The following is a 15,660-nucleotide window of genomic DNA, read 5'->3' as shown; positions in this document are numbered from 1 at the left end:
AAACACGGCTGAGTCCTCCGGGGCACCCCCCGGAGCCCCGGCCGACAACGAAAGTGATGCGGGTGGACGAGAAGGACATGGGCAGCGACCTCCAGTCGGTGCTCATCACCAAGGAAGAGATCGACGCGAAGCTCGCCGAGCTGGCCGCGAAGATCGACGCGGAGTACGCGGGCAAGGACCTGCTCATCGTCGGCGTCCTCAAGGGCGCGGTGATGGTGATGGCGGACCTGGCGCGTGCCTTGTCCACCCCGCTGACCATGGACTGGATGGCGGTGTCCTCGTACGGCGCGGGCACCCAGTCCTCCGGCGTGGTCCGGATCCTCAAGGACCTGGACACCGACATCAAGGACAAGCACGTCCTGATCGTCGAGGACATCATCGACTCCGGTCTGACGCTGTCCTGGCTGCTGTCGAACCTGGGCTCCCGCCAGCCGGCCTCCCTGGAGGTCGTCACGCTGCTGCGCAAGCCCGAGGCCGCCAAGGTCGCCATCGACGTCAAGTGGGTCGGCTTCGACATCCCCAACGAGTTCGTCGTCGGCTACGGCCTCGACTACGCCGAGAAGTACCGCAACCTGCCGTTCGTCGGCACGCTCGCCCCGCACGTCTACGGCGGCTGAGCCACCGCTGCGCGCGACCCCGGCGGCCCAGGCCGCCGGGGAACCCTCCGGGGATTCCTGCCGTTGGAGCAGGGGAAGGCGGGTTTGTCAGCCGAACCGCGAGGTCACGGGTGACAATGCAGGGGTACATTCCGAAGAACCGAAGAACAGTTCTTACTCTCAGACTCACTCACAGCAGCATTTACCTACGGGCAGGAGGGACGGGGTGCACGCCGCCCCGTATGGATGGACGTGAAGCGATACTTCCGTGGGCCGGTCATGTGGATCGTGCTGGCCGTCCTCGCCGTGGTCGTGTTGATGAATGTCGTTGGTTCGTCCGGCGGCTACAAGTCGGTGGACACCAGCAAGGTTCTGCACGCGATCAGCCAGAACCAGGTCGAGTCGGCGAAGCTGACCACCGGTGACTCCCAGATGATCAAGATCGAGCTGAAGGACGGCCAGAAGCTCGGCGACGAAAGCGGCAGCAAGTTCCAGGCGAACTACATCGGCGACCAGGGCGTCGACATCGCCAAGCAGCTCCAGGCCAGCTCCGACAGCGGGCAGATCCCCAGTGGCTACTCCGTCTCTCCCGACAAGACGAACCCCTTCCTCGGGGTGCTGCTGTCGCTCCTGCCGTTCGTCCTCATCGTCGTGGTGTTCCTGTTCCTGATGAACCAGATGCAGGGCGGCGGCTCCCGGGTCATGAACTTCGGGAAGTCCAAGGCCAAGCTCATCACCAAGGACACCCCGAAGACGACCTTCGCCGATGTGGCGGGGTCCGACGAGGCCGTCGAGGAGCTCCACGAGATCAAGGAGTTCCTCCAGGAGCCGGCGAAGTTCCAGGCCGTCGGCGCCAAGATCCCCAAGGGCGTACTCCTGTACGGCCCGCCCGGTACGGGCAAGACGCTCCTCGCGCGCGCCGTCGCGGGCGAGGCCGGCGTTCCCTTCTACTCGATCTCCGGTTCCGACTTCGTCGAGATGTTCGTCGGTGTCGGTGCCTCGCGTGTCCGTGACCTGTTCGAACAGGCCAAGGCCAACGCTCCGGCGATCGTCTTCGTCGACGAGATCGACGCCGTCGGCCGGCACCGCGGTGCGGGCCTCGGCGGCGGTCACGACGAGCGCGAGCAGACCCTCAACCAGCTGCTCGTCGAGATGGACGGCTTCGATGTGAAGGGCGGCGTCATCCTGATCGCCGCCACGAACCGCCCGGACATCCTCGACCCGGCGCTCCTGCGTCCCGGCCGCTTCGACCGGCAGATCGCCGTCGACCGTCCGGACATGCAGGGCCGCCTGGAGATCCTCAAGGTCCACCAGAAGGGCAAGCCGGTCGCTCCGGACGTCGACCTGGGTGCTGTCGCCCGTCGCACGCCCGGCTTCACCGGTGCCGATCTCTCCAACGTCCTGAACGAGGCCGCGCTCCTCACGGCCCGCTCGGACAAGAAGCTGATCGACAACCACGCCCTGGACGAGGCGATCGACCGCGTCGTGGCGGGCCCGCAGAAGCGGACCCGGATCATGTCGGACAAGGAAAAGAAGATCACCGCGTACCACGAGGGCGGACACGCCCTGGTCGCGGCGGCCTCCCCGAACTCCGACCCGGTGCACAAGATCACGATCCTGTCCCGCGGCCGGGCACTGGGCTACACCATGGTCCTGCCCGACGAGGACAAGTACTCGACCACGCGCAACGAGATGCTCGACCAGCTGGCGTACATGCTGGGCGGGCGCGCGGCCGAGGAGCTGGTCTTCCACGACCCGACCACCGGCGCTGCGAACGACATCGAGAAGGCCACTGCCACGGCCCGCGCGATGGTCACGCAGTACGGCATGACCGAGCGGCTCGGCGCCATCAAGTTCGGCGGCGACAACACCGAACCGTTCCTGGGGCGCGAGATGTCGCACCCCCGGGACTACTCGGAAGAGGTCGCGGCGCTCGTCGACGAAGAGGTCAAGAAGCTCATCGAGACGGCGCACAACGAGGCCTGGGAGATCCTGGTCGAGAACCGCGACGTCCTCGACAACCTGGTCCTGGCGCTCCTTGAGAAGGAGACGCTGAACAAGGAGCAGATCGCCGAGATCTTCTCGACCATCGTCAAGCGCCCGGCCCGCCCCGCGTGGACCGGATCCTCCCGCCGCACCCCGTCCACCCGTCCGCCGGTGCTCTCCCCCAAGGAGCTGTCCCTGACGAACGCGGCGAACGGCAGCGCGGCCCCGGTCACCACCGAGAAGGCCCTCGACGTGTCCCCCGAGGACCGCCCCGAGGCCTGATCACCGGTCCCGGACAGCCCGGAATGGATGCCGCGCCCCCCAGGTTCTAGCCTGGGGGGCGCGGCACTTTCGCATGCGTACGAAACTTGCGTACGAACATGCGCACGGAACACAGGAACGAGGCACAGATGACCGACCCAGTGACTCTGGACGGCGAGGGCACGATCGGCGAGTTCGACGAGAAGCGCGCCGAGGCCGCCGTTCGTGAGCTCCTCATCGCGGTCGGTGAAGACCCGGACCGCGAAGGTCTCCAGGAGACACCGGCCCGCGTGGCCCGGGCGTACAGGGAGATATTCGGCGGCCTGTGGCAGAAGCCCGAAGAGGTGCTGACCACGACGTTCGACCTCGGCCACGACGAGATGGTGCTGGTCAAGGACATCGAGGTCATGTCCTCCTGTGAGCACCACCTCGTGCCGTTCCACGGCGTCGCGCACGTCGGCTACATCCCGTCCACCGACGGCAAGATCACCGGCCTGTCGAAGCTGGCCCGGCTGGTGGACGTCTTCGCCCGCCGCCCCCAGGTCCAGGAGCGCCTGACCACGCAGATCGCGGACTCCCTGATGGAGATCCTGGAGCCGCGCGGCGTGATCGTGGTCATCGAGTGCGAGCACATGTGCATGACCATGCGCGGAGTCCGCAAGCCCGGCGCGAAGACCATCACCTCGGCGGTCCGCGGCCAGCTCCGCGACCCCGCGACCCGCAACGAGGCCATGAGCCTCATCATGGCCCGCTGACCCCGCCCCACAGCGGGCGAGGACGCCCGGTAAGCCCCGCCGCCGCTCAGGCGCGGGCGCGGGTGGTGGTGGGCGGGGAGTCGTCGGGGTCTTCGGGAAGCTTGCAGACGCGCTCCAGGAAGAGGGCCGCCGCGATGACGCAGGCGCCCGCGAGGACCGCGAAGCCGGCGTAGACGGCCTGGTCGCGGCGGGCCGGTACGTCGAGGCCGTCGAGGACCAGGAAGAGCCCGGTGCCGCCGTACATGCCCGCCACGAGGGCCGCGACCAGCGCGCTGGACTGCCCGAAGACCACCGACCGGGCCGCCATCAGCGGCTCCACGCCCTTGGCGCCCGGCCGCCGCTCCCGCTGGGCCTTGAGCCGCGAGCGCAGCGAGAGCGCGGTCGCCAGCAGGACGACCGCGATCACGGCCAGCACGATGGGCGCCGCCAGCGGCACCCCGGGCAGCGTGCCGTGGGCGTTCCACAGCTTCGCGCCCGCCCACGACAGGACTCCGGCGATCAGGAAGATCCCGGTGAGGACGACCGGCCTCAATTGCTTCACGTGCCTGTTCCCCACTTTCGGCGACTCGCAGTGAACAGGCTACTAACGACTACTCCGGCAGGCGGAGTTCCAGGTCGGGGCGCGGCGTGACGACGGTGGTGTCGAGGGCCGCGAGGAGGGTGGCGACCGGGCCGTGGCCGGGGAGCTGGGCTTCCGGCTGGACGTCGTTCCAGGGGGCCAGCACGAAGGCGCGCTGGTGGGCGCGCGGGTGCGGGAGGGTGAGGACGGGGTCGTCGGAGACCACGTCCGCGTAGGTCACGATGTCCACGTCGATGGTGCGCGGTCCCCAGCGCTCCTCGCGGACCCGGTCGAAGGCCTCTTCGATGGCCTGTCCGCGCTCCAGGAGCGAGCCGGGGGGCAGCGTGGTCTTCACGACGACGACCGCGTTGAAGTACGACGGCTGGGAGCCGGGCTCGACGCCCCAGGGCTCCGTCTCGTACACGGGGGAGACGGCCTTGACCCGCATGCCCGGGGTGTCCCCGAGGGCGTCGATGGCGCCCTGGAGGGTGTCCAGGCGGTTGCCGAGGTTCGCGCCGAGGGCGATGACGGCCCACTTCGGGTTGGACAGGGTGACGTCGGCCGCGTCCACGGCCTCCACGACGGAGGCGGGTACGGGCTGTACGGTCGGGTCGCTCTGGGCGTTCAGACCGTTGTTCATGCGCGGCTCCGGGTGATCGTGATGGTCACGTCGTCGAACGGCACCGTGATCGGGGCGTCCGGCTTGTGGACGACCACCTCGACCTGGGCGACCGCCTCGTGCTTCAGGCACTGCTGGGCGATGCGTTCGGCCAGGGTCTCGATAAGGTCGACCGGCTCGCCCTGGACCACGTCGACGACCTCCTCGGCGACGACGCCGTAGTGGACGGTCTTGGCCAGGTCGTCGTCGGCCGCCGCGGGGCGGGTGTCGATGTGCAGCACCAGGTCGACGATGAAGGTCTGGCCTTCCTCGCGCTCCCGGGGGAAGACGCCATGGTGCCCGCGGGCCTTGAGGCCGCGCAGTGCGACACGATCCACGCGAATCACTCCTGCTTTCGTAGGTACTTCCGGGTCCGGGGCTCCCCGGTCCCATGGGCCTACGCCGAGTGCGGTCGGCGTCGTCCTCCTTCGAATTTACCTGCGAGCCATGACATCGGTCGCCCATGGGGTGGCCGAGGGCGGCTCCGCGCCTCGGGATCGGGTGTTCTGCCGGGGGCGGAGGCCAGGCTTCCGCAGGGTGGCCGGGGCGGGCCGCGGGGCGCCCGCCGGCCCGCCGGCCGGAGGCCGTCCGCGGGGCCGGGCCCTTGCGGCGCCCCGGCCCCGGGCGCGCGCCGGGGTGCCCGTCAGCTCCCGGGCTCGTCCTCGTCGTCGTCGGAGTCCGCCAGTACGGGCGAGCCGTGGTGGGACCAGATGCGCCAGCCCTCGGGTGTGCGCCGGAACACATTCGTGGCGACCACGAGCTGGCCCACGAGCGGGCCCAGCTCGCCGCCGTCCTCGGCGGGGCCGCCGCTGAGGATGTTCTCCGTGCACGTGACGACCGCGCTGTCGCCGATCACGGTGACCTTGGTGTCGGTGAGGAAGAACTGGATGTACTCGGTGTTCGCCATGATCAGCGCGTACGAGCGCAGCACCTCGCCGCGGCCGGACAGGACCGGCCAGCCGGGGTGCACGCAGGAGATCTCGTCGTCGAGCCAGAGCGCGGACAGCTCGTCGAAGTCGCCGCGTTCCAGTGCGTCGTAGAAGGCCGTGTTGAGCTGTTCGACGGCCTCGGCCTCGGAACGTCTCCGGGTCACCGGGCGCCCTCGACGGCCCGGGCCACGCGGACCGCGTCGGCGGTGGCCCGTACCTCGTGGACGCGGACGGCCCAGGCGCCCTCGTGGGCGGCGATCGCGGAGACGGCGGCGGTCGCGGCGTCGCGTTCGCGGGCGGGCGGCGGGGTGCCGCCGGGGGTGCCGGCCAGTACCCGGCCGAGGAAGCGCTTGCGGGAGGCGGCCACCAGGAGGGGGCGGCCCAGCGCGCGCAGCTCGCCGAGCCGGGCCAGCAGCGCGAGGTCGTGTTCGGCGTCCTTGGCGAAGCCGAGGCCGGGGTCCACGAGGAGGCGCTCGGGGGCGATGCCGCCCTCGATGACGGCGTCCATCCGGGCCCGCAGCTCGTCGGCTACCTCGGCGACGACGTCGCGGTAGACGGCCCGGCTGTTCATGTCGGCGCTGAAGCCGCGCCAGTGCATCACCACGAAGGGCACCTGCGCGGTGGCGACGGCGGGGATCATGGCGGGGTCCGCGAGGCCGCCGCTGACGTCGTTGACCAGGGCCGCTCCGGCGGCCACCGCCTGCTCGGCGACGGCCGCGCGCATGGTGTCGACGGAGACGGTGACGCCCTCGGAGGCGAGGCCGCGGACCACCGGGACGACCCGGCGCAGCTCTTCGTCGAGGTCGACGCGGCTGGCGCCGGGGCGGGTGGACTCGCCGCCGACGTCGACGAGGTCGGCGCCCTGGGCGACCAGTTCCAGGCCGCGCTTGACGGCGGCGCCGGTGTCGAACCAGCGGCCGCCGTCGGAGAAGGAGTCGGGGGTCACGTTGACGACCCCCATCACCGCACAGCGGTCCCAGTCCGGCAGTCCCTCGACCCGGCCCCTGGCGATGCCTGCACCGCGCAACGTGTTCATGGCATCAAGGGTAGGGCCGGGCGCCGTGGGTCATGCAGCGCGGATCTCGCGCTCGCCGGCCGGGGCCACGACCTTGGCGGGGGTGAGGGCGGCGTGGGCGCAGGGCCGCTGCTTGGGGCCGGAGCGGCGGGACAGCAGCCGGGGCAGGGCCAGCGTGACGAAGCCCTCGGCCTGCATGGCGGCGAAGCCGATGCGGGGCAGGTCGCGGGTGGTGCGGAAGACCACGAAGCGGGGTTCCCAGCGGGGGCGGAACTTCGCGTTGAACTTGTAGAGCGACTCGATCTGGAACCAGCGGGACAGGAAGACCAGCAGGCCGCGCCACATCCGCAGGACGGGGCCGGCGCCGATCTTCTCGCCGCGGGCCAGGGCCGAGCGGAACATCGCGAAGTTGAGGGAGACCTTCTCGATCCGCAGGCCGGGGGCGGCCTGCAGGGCGGCGCAGATCAGCAGCTCGTTCATGCCGGGGTCGGCGGCGCGGTCGCGGCGCATGAGGTCGAGGGACATGCCGTCCGGGCCCCACGGAACGAAGTGCAGGACGGCCTTCAGGTCGCCGTACGGGGAGGCGGGGTCGCCCTCTTCGGCGGCCCGGTGGGCGGTGGCGATGATGCAGTCGCCGTCGCCGGGCTCGCCGACGCGGCCCAGGGCCATGGAGAAGCCGCGCTCGGTGTCGGTGCCGCGCCAGGCGGAGGCCGCGGCCCGTACGTGCGCCAGCTCGGTCTCGTCGAGCTCGCTGACCCGGCGGACCTTGGTGGTGTAGCCGTTGCGCTCGATGCGCTTGACCATCTGGCGGACGTTGCGCATCGCGCGGCCGCTGAGGGAGAAGTCCGCGACGTCGACGATGGCCTCGTCGCCGAGCTCCAGGGCGTCGAGGCCGGTCTCGCGGGTCCACACCTCGCCGCCGGTCTCGCTGCAGCCCATGACGGCGGGGGTCCAGGAGTGGGCCTTGGCCTCGTCCATGAACCGCTCGATCGCGCCGGGCCAGGCCTCGACGTCGCCGATCGGGTCGCCGGAGGCGAGCATCACGCCGGAGACCACGCGGTAGGTGACGGCTGCCTTGCCGCTGGGGGAGAAGACGACGGCCTTGTCGTGGCGCAGGGCGAAGTGGCCGAGGGAGTCGCGGCCGCCGTGCCGGGCGAGCAGCTCGCGCAGCCGGGCCTCGTCCTCGGCGGTGAGCCGGGCGGCCGGGTGCTCGGGGCGGAAGGCCAGGTAGATGGTGGTGATGGCGGTCAGCATGCCGAGCGCGCCGAGGGAGTAGCCGACGGTCCAGGACACCCGGCCGGCGTAGTCGACCGGGCCTTCGAAGCCGAAGAGCCCGTAGACGACGTGGGTGATCTGCTCGGCGATGCCGGGGTTGCCGATCACCCGGCCGGGGTGGGAGTTGACGATGACCAGGCCCAGGCCGATGGAGCCGGCGCTCAGCAGGACGAAGTTGGCGAGGGCCTTCCAGCGGCTGCGCGGGTCGGGCAGCGCGTCGAATTCACCCTGGTGGCGCAGGAGCAGCGCGAGCAGGGCCGCGGCGATGAGCACGCCGATGATCGAGTGCCGGTAGGTGAACTGCGCCACGGCGCCGGCGGGCAGCAGGACGACGGCGGCCCGCCAGGCGCGGCGCTTGCGGCGCTTGAGCCCGTGCGCGAGCAGCAGCAGGAGGACGCCGGCGCTGAGCGCGAGGGCGGCGGCGAAGGGGCCCAGGGAGCCGGGCAGCACCTCGGTGACGGCGTGGATGCGGCTGTGGCGGAACCGCGGGAAGACGCCCGCGGCGATGTCGAGGAGACCGACGACGGCGGCCGCCGTGCCGACGAGGGAAGGCACCGACTCGGGCCGTGGCCCGCGGAGGATGCGACGGACCTTGTGCGGAACCTGTCCCGACTTATCGCCATCTATCCTGCTAGACATCGCTTCCCGTACTCCGTAAGTGATCCTGTGGCCGAGCTGCCACAGCGGCATCCGGACATGTGCGACCACTAGGACGGCGCAGACCGGGAGCGGGTTCACTGTTTTGGCAGAAAAAACTCCACCCGCCACCAGAAAGTCACTCACTGCTCATGGGTCTCACCAGCAATACGGTTCTGGCGCTCGCCATCGTCGCCGGTGTGCTGCTCTTCGCGGCCACCGTCTGGTTCTGGCCGCGGCTGGCGGGCCGCACCTGGCGTGCCGTCGTCGGCCGGGTCGCCCTGCTGCTCGCGACTCAGCTGGCCCTGTTCTCGGCGATCGGCCTCGGCGCGAACAAATCGTTTCTCTTCTACGGGTCCTGGGCCGACCTCTTCGGCCAGGAGACCGAGATGGGCGTGGTCGTCGACCACTCGGCCGGCGCCAAGGACATCCGCGTGGTCGACACCCGGAAGCTGGACGTGCCCGGCGGCGCCAATCCGGCGGTCGGCGGCCTGATCCAGAAGGTCGTGGTGGCGGGCGACCGCTCGAAGATAACCACCCCGGGATTCGTGTACCTGCCGCCGGAGTACTTCCAGCCGCAGCACGCCAAGGAGAACTTTCCCGCGGCGGTCGTGCTCACCGGATTCCCGGGCATCGCAGAGAACCTGATCAAAGGGCTCGACTACCCGATGACCGCCTACAAGCAGGTCAAGGCGGGCAAGATGAAGCCGATGATCCTCGTGATGATGCGGCCGACCGTGGCGCCGCCGCGCGACACCGAGTGCGTGGACATCCCCGGCGGCCCGCAGACCGAGACGTTCTTCGCCAAGGACGTGCCGCAGGCGGTCCGCGAGTCCTACCGGGTCGGCGGCAAGCCCGCGAACCTGGCCTTCGTCGGGAACTCCACCGGCGGCTACTGCGCGCTGAAGATGGGCATCCACCACCCCGGCACCTTCGGCGTCGCCGTCGGCCTCTCCGCCTACTACAAGGCGGCCGACGACCCGACGACCGGCGACCTCTTCCACGGCGACAAGGCCCTCAAGCAGCGCGCCGACCTGCTGCACAGCCTGAAGCAGAAGGCCCCGACGAAGACCTCGTTCCTGGTGACCACCAGCAAGAAGGGCGAGGACAACTTCCGCCCGACCAAGCAGTTCATCAAGGACGTGAAGTCCCCGGACCGCGTCTCCTCGATCGTCCTCGACAGCGGCGGCCACAACTTCAACACCTGGCGCCGCGAGATCGCGCCGATGCTGGCGTGGCTGAGCGGCCGCCTCCAGGCCTGACCGGCCGCCCCGCGCGCGTCAGGCGTCCTGCGGCTCCGCGCGGCGCAGTGCCCGGTGCACGCCCGCCGGGGTGAGCACCCCGACCCGCTCGCCCGACTCCGGGTCGGTCACCGCGATCCGCCCCGAGTCCTCCTGCAGCAGCAGCGCGAGCGCCTCCCGCAGCGAGACCCCCAGCGCCACCTCCGTCCCCGGCACCGGGCCGGTCCCGGCCTCCGCCGGTTCCACGTCGGCCGCCGCGACCGGCGTCACCGCGAGCCGCTTGAGCCCGCGGTCCGCGCCGACGAATCCGGCCACGTAATCGGTGGCGGGCGCCGCCAGCACCTCCGCGGGCGGAGCGAACTGCTCGATGGTGCCCTGCCCGTAGACCGCGATGCGGTCGCCGAGGCGCACCGCCTCCTCCAGGTCGTGGGTGACCAGCAGGATCGTCTTCCGGACAGATTTCTGCAGCGCCAGGAACTCGTTCTGGAGCCGCTCGCGGACCACCGGGTCCACCGCGCCGAACGGCTCGTCCATGAGCAGCACCGGCGGATCGGCCGCGAGCGCCCGGGCCACGCCCACCCGCTGGCGCTGCCCGCCGGACAGCTGCTCCGGGTACCGGCTCCCGTACACCGAGGGGTCCAAACCGACCAGTTCCAGGAGTTCGGCCGCGCGCGCCCGCGCCCTGGCCCGGCCGGCGCCGAGCAGCTGCGGGACGGTCGCGGTGTTCTCCAGGACCGTCTTGTGCGGGAACAGCCCGACCTGCTGGATGACGTACCCGATCCGGCGCCGCAGCTCCACGGGGTCCGCGGCGGCGATGTCCTCGCCGGCCAGCAGGATCCGCCCGCCGGTCGGCTCGATGAGGCGGTTCACCATCTTCATGGTGGTCGTCTTGCCGCACCCCGACGGTCCGACGAGCGTGACCAGTTCCCCCTCCGCGACTTCGAAGGAGAGGTCCTCGACGGCGGTGGTCCCGTCCGGGTAGCGCTTGGTCACATGCTCGAATCGGATCACACCGTCCATCTTCCCGCAGCCGTGCCAGGGTTGTGTGAAGGGCGTGTTGCCCCGGTGCAAAAGATCACCGCCCGGGTCGTCCCCCGGGGTTATGGTCGCTGTACACAGGGCTGGGGCTGACGGGGGGTGAGGGGATGGCCGGACGGAACTGTCTGGTGGCCAACGACTGGGTCTGCTGGGAGTACGTGCGCTCGCGCAGCGAGGAGCTGACCGACGCGACCGTCGAGCACGTCTGGATCACCGCGCTGTCCGTGCTCATAGGGATCGCGGTGGCCGTGCCCCTCGCGCTGCTGGCCCGCCGCGGCCGGGGCTGGGCGGCGCCCGTGCTGGGCCTGACCACGCTCCTCTACACGATCCCGTCGCTCGCCATGTTCTCGCTGCTGCTGCCCGTGTTCGGGCTGTCGGCCTCGCTCGTGGTGACGGGCCTGGTGCTCTACTCGCTGACGATCCTCGTGCGCAACGTCCTGGCGGGCCTGGAGGCCGTACCGGACGACGTACGGGAGGCCGCGCGCGGCATGGGGTACGGGCCCGCCCGGCTGCTGTGGCAGGTCGAACTGCCGCTCGCGCTGCCCGCGCTGCTCGCGGGGGTGCGGATCGCCACCGTCTCGACCGTCGCGCTGACGACCGTCGGCTCGATCGTCGGCAAGGGCGGCCTGGGCAACCTCATCGCCCCGGCCGTCAACACGTCCTTCAAGGCGCAGGTGCTCACCGCCTCCGTGCTGTGCGTGCTCCTCGCGCTCGTCGCCGACCTGCTGCTGCTCGGAGTGCAGCGGCTGCTCACTCCGTGGACGCGGGTGTCCCGGCTGCCGAAGGCGTCCCGGGCGTCCGCGGTGAAGGAGGCCTGAGGTGATGGGCGTGGTGGGACAGGCGGGGGACTGGCTGGCGGACGGCGCCAACTGGTCCGGGGAGAGCGGGGTGTGGCACCGGCTCGGCGAGCACGTGTACGTCAGCGGGCTGGCCCTGCTGATCGCCTGCGCGGTCGCGCTGCCGGTCGGCCTGGGGCTGGGCCACCTCGGCAAGGGCGGCGCGCTCGCCGTCAACATCTCCAACGTGGGCCGGGCGGTGCCGGTCTTCGCGGTGCTCGCCCTCTTCATGGTCTCGCCGCTGCGCAGCGCGGGGTACGTGCCGACGGTGACGGCGCTCGTGCTGTTCGCGCTCCCGCCGCTGCTGACCAACGCGTACGTGGGCATGCGCGAGGTGGACCGGTCGGTGATCGAGGCCGCCCGCGGCATGGGCATGTCCGGCGGCCAGCTGTTCCGCCAGGTGGAACTGCCGCTGGCCCGCCCGCTCGTGATGACCGGTCTGCGGTCGGCGGCCGTCCAGGTCGTGGCCACGGCCACGATCGCGGCGATGGTCGGCCAGGGCGGCCTGGGGCGGATCATCACCGCCGGCTTCAACACGTACAACACCCCGCAGGTCGTCGCGGGCGCCCTGCTGGTGGCGCTGCTGGCGCTGCTGGTGGAAGGCGTGCTGGTGGCGGCCGACCGGCTGCTGGGCCCGGTGCGCCGCTGACACCTGCCGGTCGTTCCGCCGGTCCGGCGTGCCCCGCGCCTCCGGCCCCCTCCCGACCTCCCCCCGTCCTGATCCCGTGAACGGAGAGTTCCCATGAGCAAGACCTCGCGCGTCCTCGGCGCGGCCCTGGGCGTGCTGGCGCTGACGGGCTCGCTCGCCGCCTGCGGTGGCGACAGCCTGGAGAAGAACAAGGACGGCGGCAGCAGCGCCGCGTCCGACACGGACAAGAAGGGCTCGCTGGTCGTCGGCTCGGCCGGGTTCACCGAGTCGAACGTGCTGGCCGAGCTGTACGCGCAACTGCTGGAGGACGCCGGCTACGGCACGTCGATCACCACGGTCGCCAACCGCGAGCTGTACGAGCCCGCCCTGGAGAAGGGCCAGATAGACGTCGTACCGGAATACGCGGCGACGCTCGCGGAGTTCCTCAACGCCAAGGTGAACGGCTCGAAGGCGGCGGAGCAGAAGCCGGTCGCCTCGAGCGACGTCGCGGCGACGGTGGCGGCGCTGGAGAAGCTCGCCGGGCCGCTCGGTCTGAAGGCGCTGGCGGCCGGTGGTGCGGTGGACCAGAACGCGTTCGCGGTCACCAAGGAATTCGCCGAGAAGAACAAGCTCAAGACGCTTTCGGATCTTGGGAAGTCGAAGCTGAAGGTGAAGATCGCCGCCGGTGACGAATGCGCCGTGCGGCCGTTCTGCGCGGTCGGCCTGAAGCAGAAATACGGAATCGACGTGTCCGGTATTGACCCCAAGGGAGTCGGTACCCCGCAGGCAAAGCAGGCGGTCAAGGACGGTGTCGACCAGCTCGTCCTCACCACCACCACGGACGCGACGCTGGAGAGCTTCGGTCTGGTCCTGCTGGAGGACGACAAAAAGCTGCAGAATGCCGACAACGTCCTGCCTGTCGTGAATGCGAAGGACGCCGGCGGCCCGGAGGTCGCGGCCGTCCTCGACAAGCTCACCAAGGCCCTGACCACGGCTGATCTCGTGGAACTCAACCGCAAGGTGGACGCCGAGCGGGCCAAGCCGGCCGATGTCGCGAAGGAATATCTGGAATCGAAGGGCCTGCTGAAGAAGTAGCCGTACGGCTGTGATCAACCTGTGGGGCAACTGCCGGGAACAGATTGCCGGGCGGTTGCCCCACACCCCGTCCTCGCCCTGTAAATTTCACGCCATGCCACGTGGACGCCACCGCCAATCACCTCCCCTGCACAGGCTGCTGACCCCCTCGGCGATTGCCGGTGTGTCCGTCACCAGCGCCGCCGTCGCCTGGCTGCTCGCGGAGCCCCTGGCGCTGCGTCTCCTGGTGGCGCTCACCGCTGCCGCCGGAGTGTCGGGTGCGGTCGTGATGCGCGGCTGGGACCGGGCGGCGGGACGCCGGGTGGCCGAACTGACCCGGGACCGGGTCCGCGACGAATGGCGCACCGAGGACCGGATAGCCGAACTGGAGTCCGATCTGGAGGAGTCCCGGGCGCTGCGGGCCAAGCTGGACAAGAAGCTGCGGGCCAAGCGCGTGGAGCTCGCCGGCCTGCGCGGCGAGCACGCGGCGCTGCTGCGCCGGTACGCGACCGCCGAGACCGAGCGGGCGAGCGTCCTGGAGGACCGCAGGCTGCTGGCCATCGAGGCCACCGCCCCGGCGGCGCCCAGGGAACTGCCCCCGGTCTCCGAGGACCGCACGGCGGCCGGCGCCCCGACCGCGATGGGCTACGCCCGGGCCAACGCCGCCCTGGCGGCCCTGCTCCGCAAGGCCGAGGCGGCGGAAGCGGAATCGGAGCCTGCGGAATCGGAGCCTGCGGAGGCGGCGGCCGTGGCCAAAGGAGCCGTCCCGGCCGGCAACGCGCCCGTGACCGATGCCGAGGCCGCGACCGAGATTGCGCCCGCGCCCGCGACCGGAGCCGACGCCCGGTCGGGCCACGGCTCCGGTGAGCACCGCCGGGCCGAGCAGGCACCGCGGAGCACCGCGGTCGCCCTCGCGGCGGGCGTCCCGCTGCCGGCCCGCCGCCCCGCACCGGCCGCCACCAGCGTGGAGCCGTCCACCGCGGCCCGCCACTCCGCCTCCCGCGTCGAGGGCGGTTTCGACTTCTTCGGCACCAAGACGGCGGCCGAGGCGCGCGAGGCCATCGAGGCCGTGCAGAACGAGGACCTCGCGGACGTGGTCGGCGCCGAGGCCCTCGCGGTCCACAAGGCGGAGTCGGCGGCCCCGGCGTTCAAGCCGCGCGACCCCGGCCACCGGGCCGTGGGTCAGGTGGTCGACCTGACCGAGCACGACGAGACCGAGCCCATCGACGTCGCCTCGCTGCGCACCGCGATCTCGTAGCCGGTCCGCGGGCCCGGGCGAGGGGCTCCCGGTCGGCCGAGGGTGTGGGCGCTGTGGCCTGGTGTGTCGTCCGGTGCCGTGGTCTGTCCGGGGTGTCTCCTATGCTCGGATGCGAACATTCGAATCCAAGAGGAGCAGAGCAATGAGCGAGAACAAGAACGTCTTCTTCGAGGTCACCGCGAACGGCGAGCCGCTCGGCCGCATCGAGTTCAAGCTGTACGACGACGTCGTCCCGAAGACGGCCCAGAACTTCCGCGAGCTGGCCACCGGCCAGCACGGCTTCGGCTACAAGGGTTCCCCGTTCCACCGCGTGATCCCGGACTTCATGCTCCAGGGCGGTGACTTCACCAACCAGAACGGCACCGGCGGCAAGAGCATCTACGGCGAGAAGTTCGCCGACGAGAACTTCCAGCTGAAGCACACCAAGCCGGGTCTGCTGAGCATGGCGAACGCCGGCAAGAACACCAACGGCTCGCAGTTCTTCATCACCACGATCGTCACCGGCTGGCTGGACGGCAAGCACGTCGTCTTCGGCGAGGTCGTCGAGGGCATGGACGTCGTCAAGGCCATCGAGGCCCTCGGCAGCCAGTCCGGCAACACCAGCAAGAAGATCGTCATCTCGGACTGCGGCACCGTCTGATCCCCCGGCGGACGGCCGGCGCCCACCCGGGTGCCGGCCGCCGCCATGCCGCGTCAGAACAGCGGCAGCTGGCCCGGCAGGTCGGGCAGTGTGAAGCCGTCCAGGACCGGCGCGGAGGCCCCCAGTACGACCCGGGCCCGCGAGCCCGGGCAGGAGACCAGGTCCCCGCGGCTGGCGGGCGGATCGTGGCGGGCGATGCGTCCGGCGGTGACGGCGCAGTCGCGCCCGCAGGCGGGGCAGGCGCGGCGGGGAGACGTGGACATGGCGCCAGTGTC

17 protein-coding genes are annotated in these 15,660 nt (G+C 71.0%); 9 read left to right on the top strand and 8 right to left on the bottom strand.

The window, feature by feature from the left end; genetic code table 11:
• The first annotated feature begins 56 nt into the window (after positions 1-56).
• From hpt to folE, 3 genes are all read left to right on the top strand, one after another.
• On the top strand, positions 57-617 hold the full coding sequence (hpt, locus tag OG764_RS16660) for a hypoxanthine phosphoribosyltransferase (RefSeq protein ID WP_030228417.1): 561 nt from the start codon (positions 57-59) through the stop codon (positions 615-617).
• A 225-nt stretch (positions 618-842) separates the two neighbouring features.
• Entirely contained in the window at positions 843-2,864 is a 2,022-nt protein-coding gene (ftsH, locus tag OG764_RS16655; RefSeq protein WP_328969205.1) for an ATP-dependent zinc metalloprotease FtsH, read from the top strand.
• Between the two features lie 128 nt (positions 2,865-2,992).
• Complete coding sequence (gene folE / locus OG764_RS16650) at positions 2,993-3,598, top strand: GTP cyclohydrolase I FolE (protein ID WP_328969204.1); 606 nt, start codon at positions 2,993-2,995, stop codon at positions 3,596-3,598.
• Between the two features lie 46 nt (positions 3,599-3,644).
• Here folE and OG764_RS16645 read toward each other — a convergent pair whose 3' ends face one another.
• The 6 genes from OG764_RS16645 to OG764_RS16620 all read right to left on the bottom strand — a co-directional run bounded on the left by OG764_RS16645 (position 3,645) and on the right by OG764_RS16620 (position 8,673).
• Positions 3,645-4,139 carry a DUF3180 domain-containing protein gene (locus OG764_RS16645; protein ID WP_328969203.1) on the bottom strand — a complete coding sequence of 165 codons (495 nt, stop codon included), beginning with the start codon at positions 4,137-4,139 and terminating at the stop codon, positions 3,645-3,647.
• 49 nt (positions 4,140-4,188) lie between these two features.
• A complete protein-coding gene (gene folK / locus OG764_RS16640; protein WP_328969202.1) occupies positions 4,189-4,797 on the bottom strand; it encodes a 2-amino-4-hydroxy-6-hydroxymethyldihydropteridine diphosphokinase in 609 nt (202 codons plus the stop codon).
• Positions 4,794-5,153, bottom strand: coding sequence for a dihydroneopterin aldolase (folB, locus tag OG764_RS16635; protein ID WP_150209025.1), 360 nt, complete (start codon positions 5,151-5,153; stop codon positions 4,794-4,796). Before folB ends, folK begins: the two co-directional genes overlap by 4 nt.
• A gap of 305 nt (positions 5,154-5,458) precedes the next feature.
• Positions 5,459-5,908 carry a nuclear transport factor 2 family protein gene (locus tag OG764_RS16630; protein WP_328969201.1) on the bottom strand — a complete coding sequence of 150 codons (450 nt, stop codon included), beginning with the start codon at positions 5,906-5,908 and terminating at the stop codon, positions 5,459-5,461.
• Positions 5,905-6,780: a dihydropteroate synthase gene (gene folP / locus OG764_RS16625; protein ID WP_328969200.1), complete on the bottom strand. Its 876-nt coding sequence runs from the start codon at positions 6,778-6,780 to the stop codon at positions 5,905-5,907. The genes OG764_RS16630 and folP overlap by 4 nt, the downstream gene beginning before the upstream one ends.
• A gap of 30 nt (positions 6,781-6,810) precedes the next feature.
• Complete coding sequence (locus OG764_RS16620) at positions 6,811-8,673, bottom strand: phosphatidylglycerol lysyltransferase domain-containing protein (protein WP_328969199.1); 1,863 nt, start codon at positions 8,671-8,673, stop codon at positions 6,811-6,813.
• A gap of 149 nt (positions 8,674-8,822) precedes the next feature.
• Here OG764_RS16620 and OG764_RS16615 point away from each other — a divergent pair, with 149 nt between their 5' ends.
• Positions 8,823-9,932: an alpha/beta hydrolase gene (locus tag OG764_RS16615; RefSeq protein WP_328969198.1), complete on the top strand. Its 1,110-nt coding sequence runs from the start codon at positions 8,823-8,825 to the stop codon at positions 9,930-9,932.
• Positions 9,933-9,950: 18 nt separating this feature from the next.
• Here the strand turns inward: OG764_RS16615 and OG764_RS16610 are convergent, their stop codons facing one another.
• Positions 9,951-10,922 (bottom strand): ABC transporter ATP-binding protein, encoded by a 972-nt coding sequence (locus OG764_RS16610; RefSeq protein ID WP_328969197.1) that lies wholly within the window; start codon positions 10,920-10,922, stop codon positions 9,951-9,953.
• Between the two features lie 134 nt (positions 10,923-11,056).
• Here OG764_RS16610 and OG764_RS16605 point away from each other — a divergent pair, with 134 nt between their 5' ends.
• From OG764_RS16605 to OG764_RS16585, 5 genes are all read left to right on the top strand, one after another.
• Positions 11,057-11,767, top strand: a complete 711-nt coding sequence (locus tag OG764_RS16605) for an ABC transporter permease (protein ID WP_328969196.1) — start codon at positions 11,057-11,059, stop codon at positions 11,765-11,767.
• A gap of 4 nt (positions 11,768-11,771) precedes the next feature.
• The gene (locus tag OG764_RS16600) at positions 11,772-12,434 is read left to right on the top strand and encodes an ABC transporter permease (protein WP_328969195.1); all 663 of its coding nucleotides are present in this window, start codon (positions 11,772-11,774) and stop codon (positions 12,432-12,434) included.
• Between the two features lie 93 nt (positions 12,435-12,527).
• A complete protein-coding gene (locus OG764_RS16595; protein WP_328969194.1) occupies positions 12,528-13,508 on the top strand; it encodes an ABC transporter substrate-binding protein in 981 nt (326 codons plus the stop codon).
• A gap of 163 nt (positions 13,509-13,671) precedes the next feature.
• Complete coding sequence (locus OG764_RS16590; RefSeq protein ID WP_328969193.1) at positions 13,672-14,745, top strand: hypothetical protein; 1,074 nt, start codon at positions 13,672-13,674, stop codon at positions 14,743-14,745.
• Between the two features lie 142 nt (positions 14,746-14,887).
• Entirely contained in the window at positions 14,888-15,385 is a 498-nt protein-coding gene (locus OG764_RS16585) for a peptidylprolyl isomerase (protein WP_328969192.1), read from the top strand.
• A 53-nt stretch (positions 15,386-15,438) separates the two neighbouring features.
• On the opposite strand, the gene OG764_RS16580 is transcribed toward OG764_RS16585, so the two are convergent.
• Positions 15,439-15,648: a hypothetical protein gene (locus OG764_RS16580; RefSeq protein ID WP_328969191.1), complete on the bottom strand. Its 210-nt coding sequence runs from the start codon at positions 15,646-15,648 to the stop codon at positions 15,439-15,441.
• Positions 15,649-15,660 lie beyond the last annotated feature (12 nt).

Source organism: Streptomyces sp. NBC_00239 (genome assembly GCF_036194065.1).
Lineage (GTDB): Bacteria > Actinomycetota > Actinomycetes > Streptomycetales > Streptomycetaceae > Streptomyces.
This window is presented reverse-complemented; position numbering and strand designations above follow the sequence as displayed.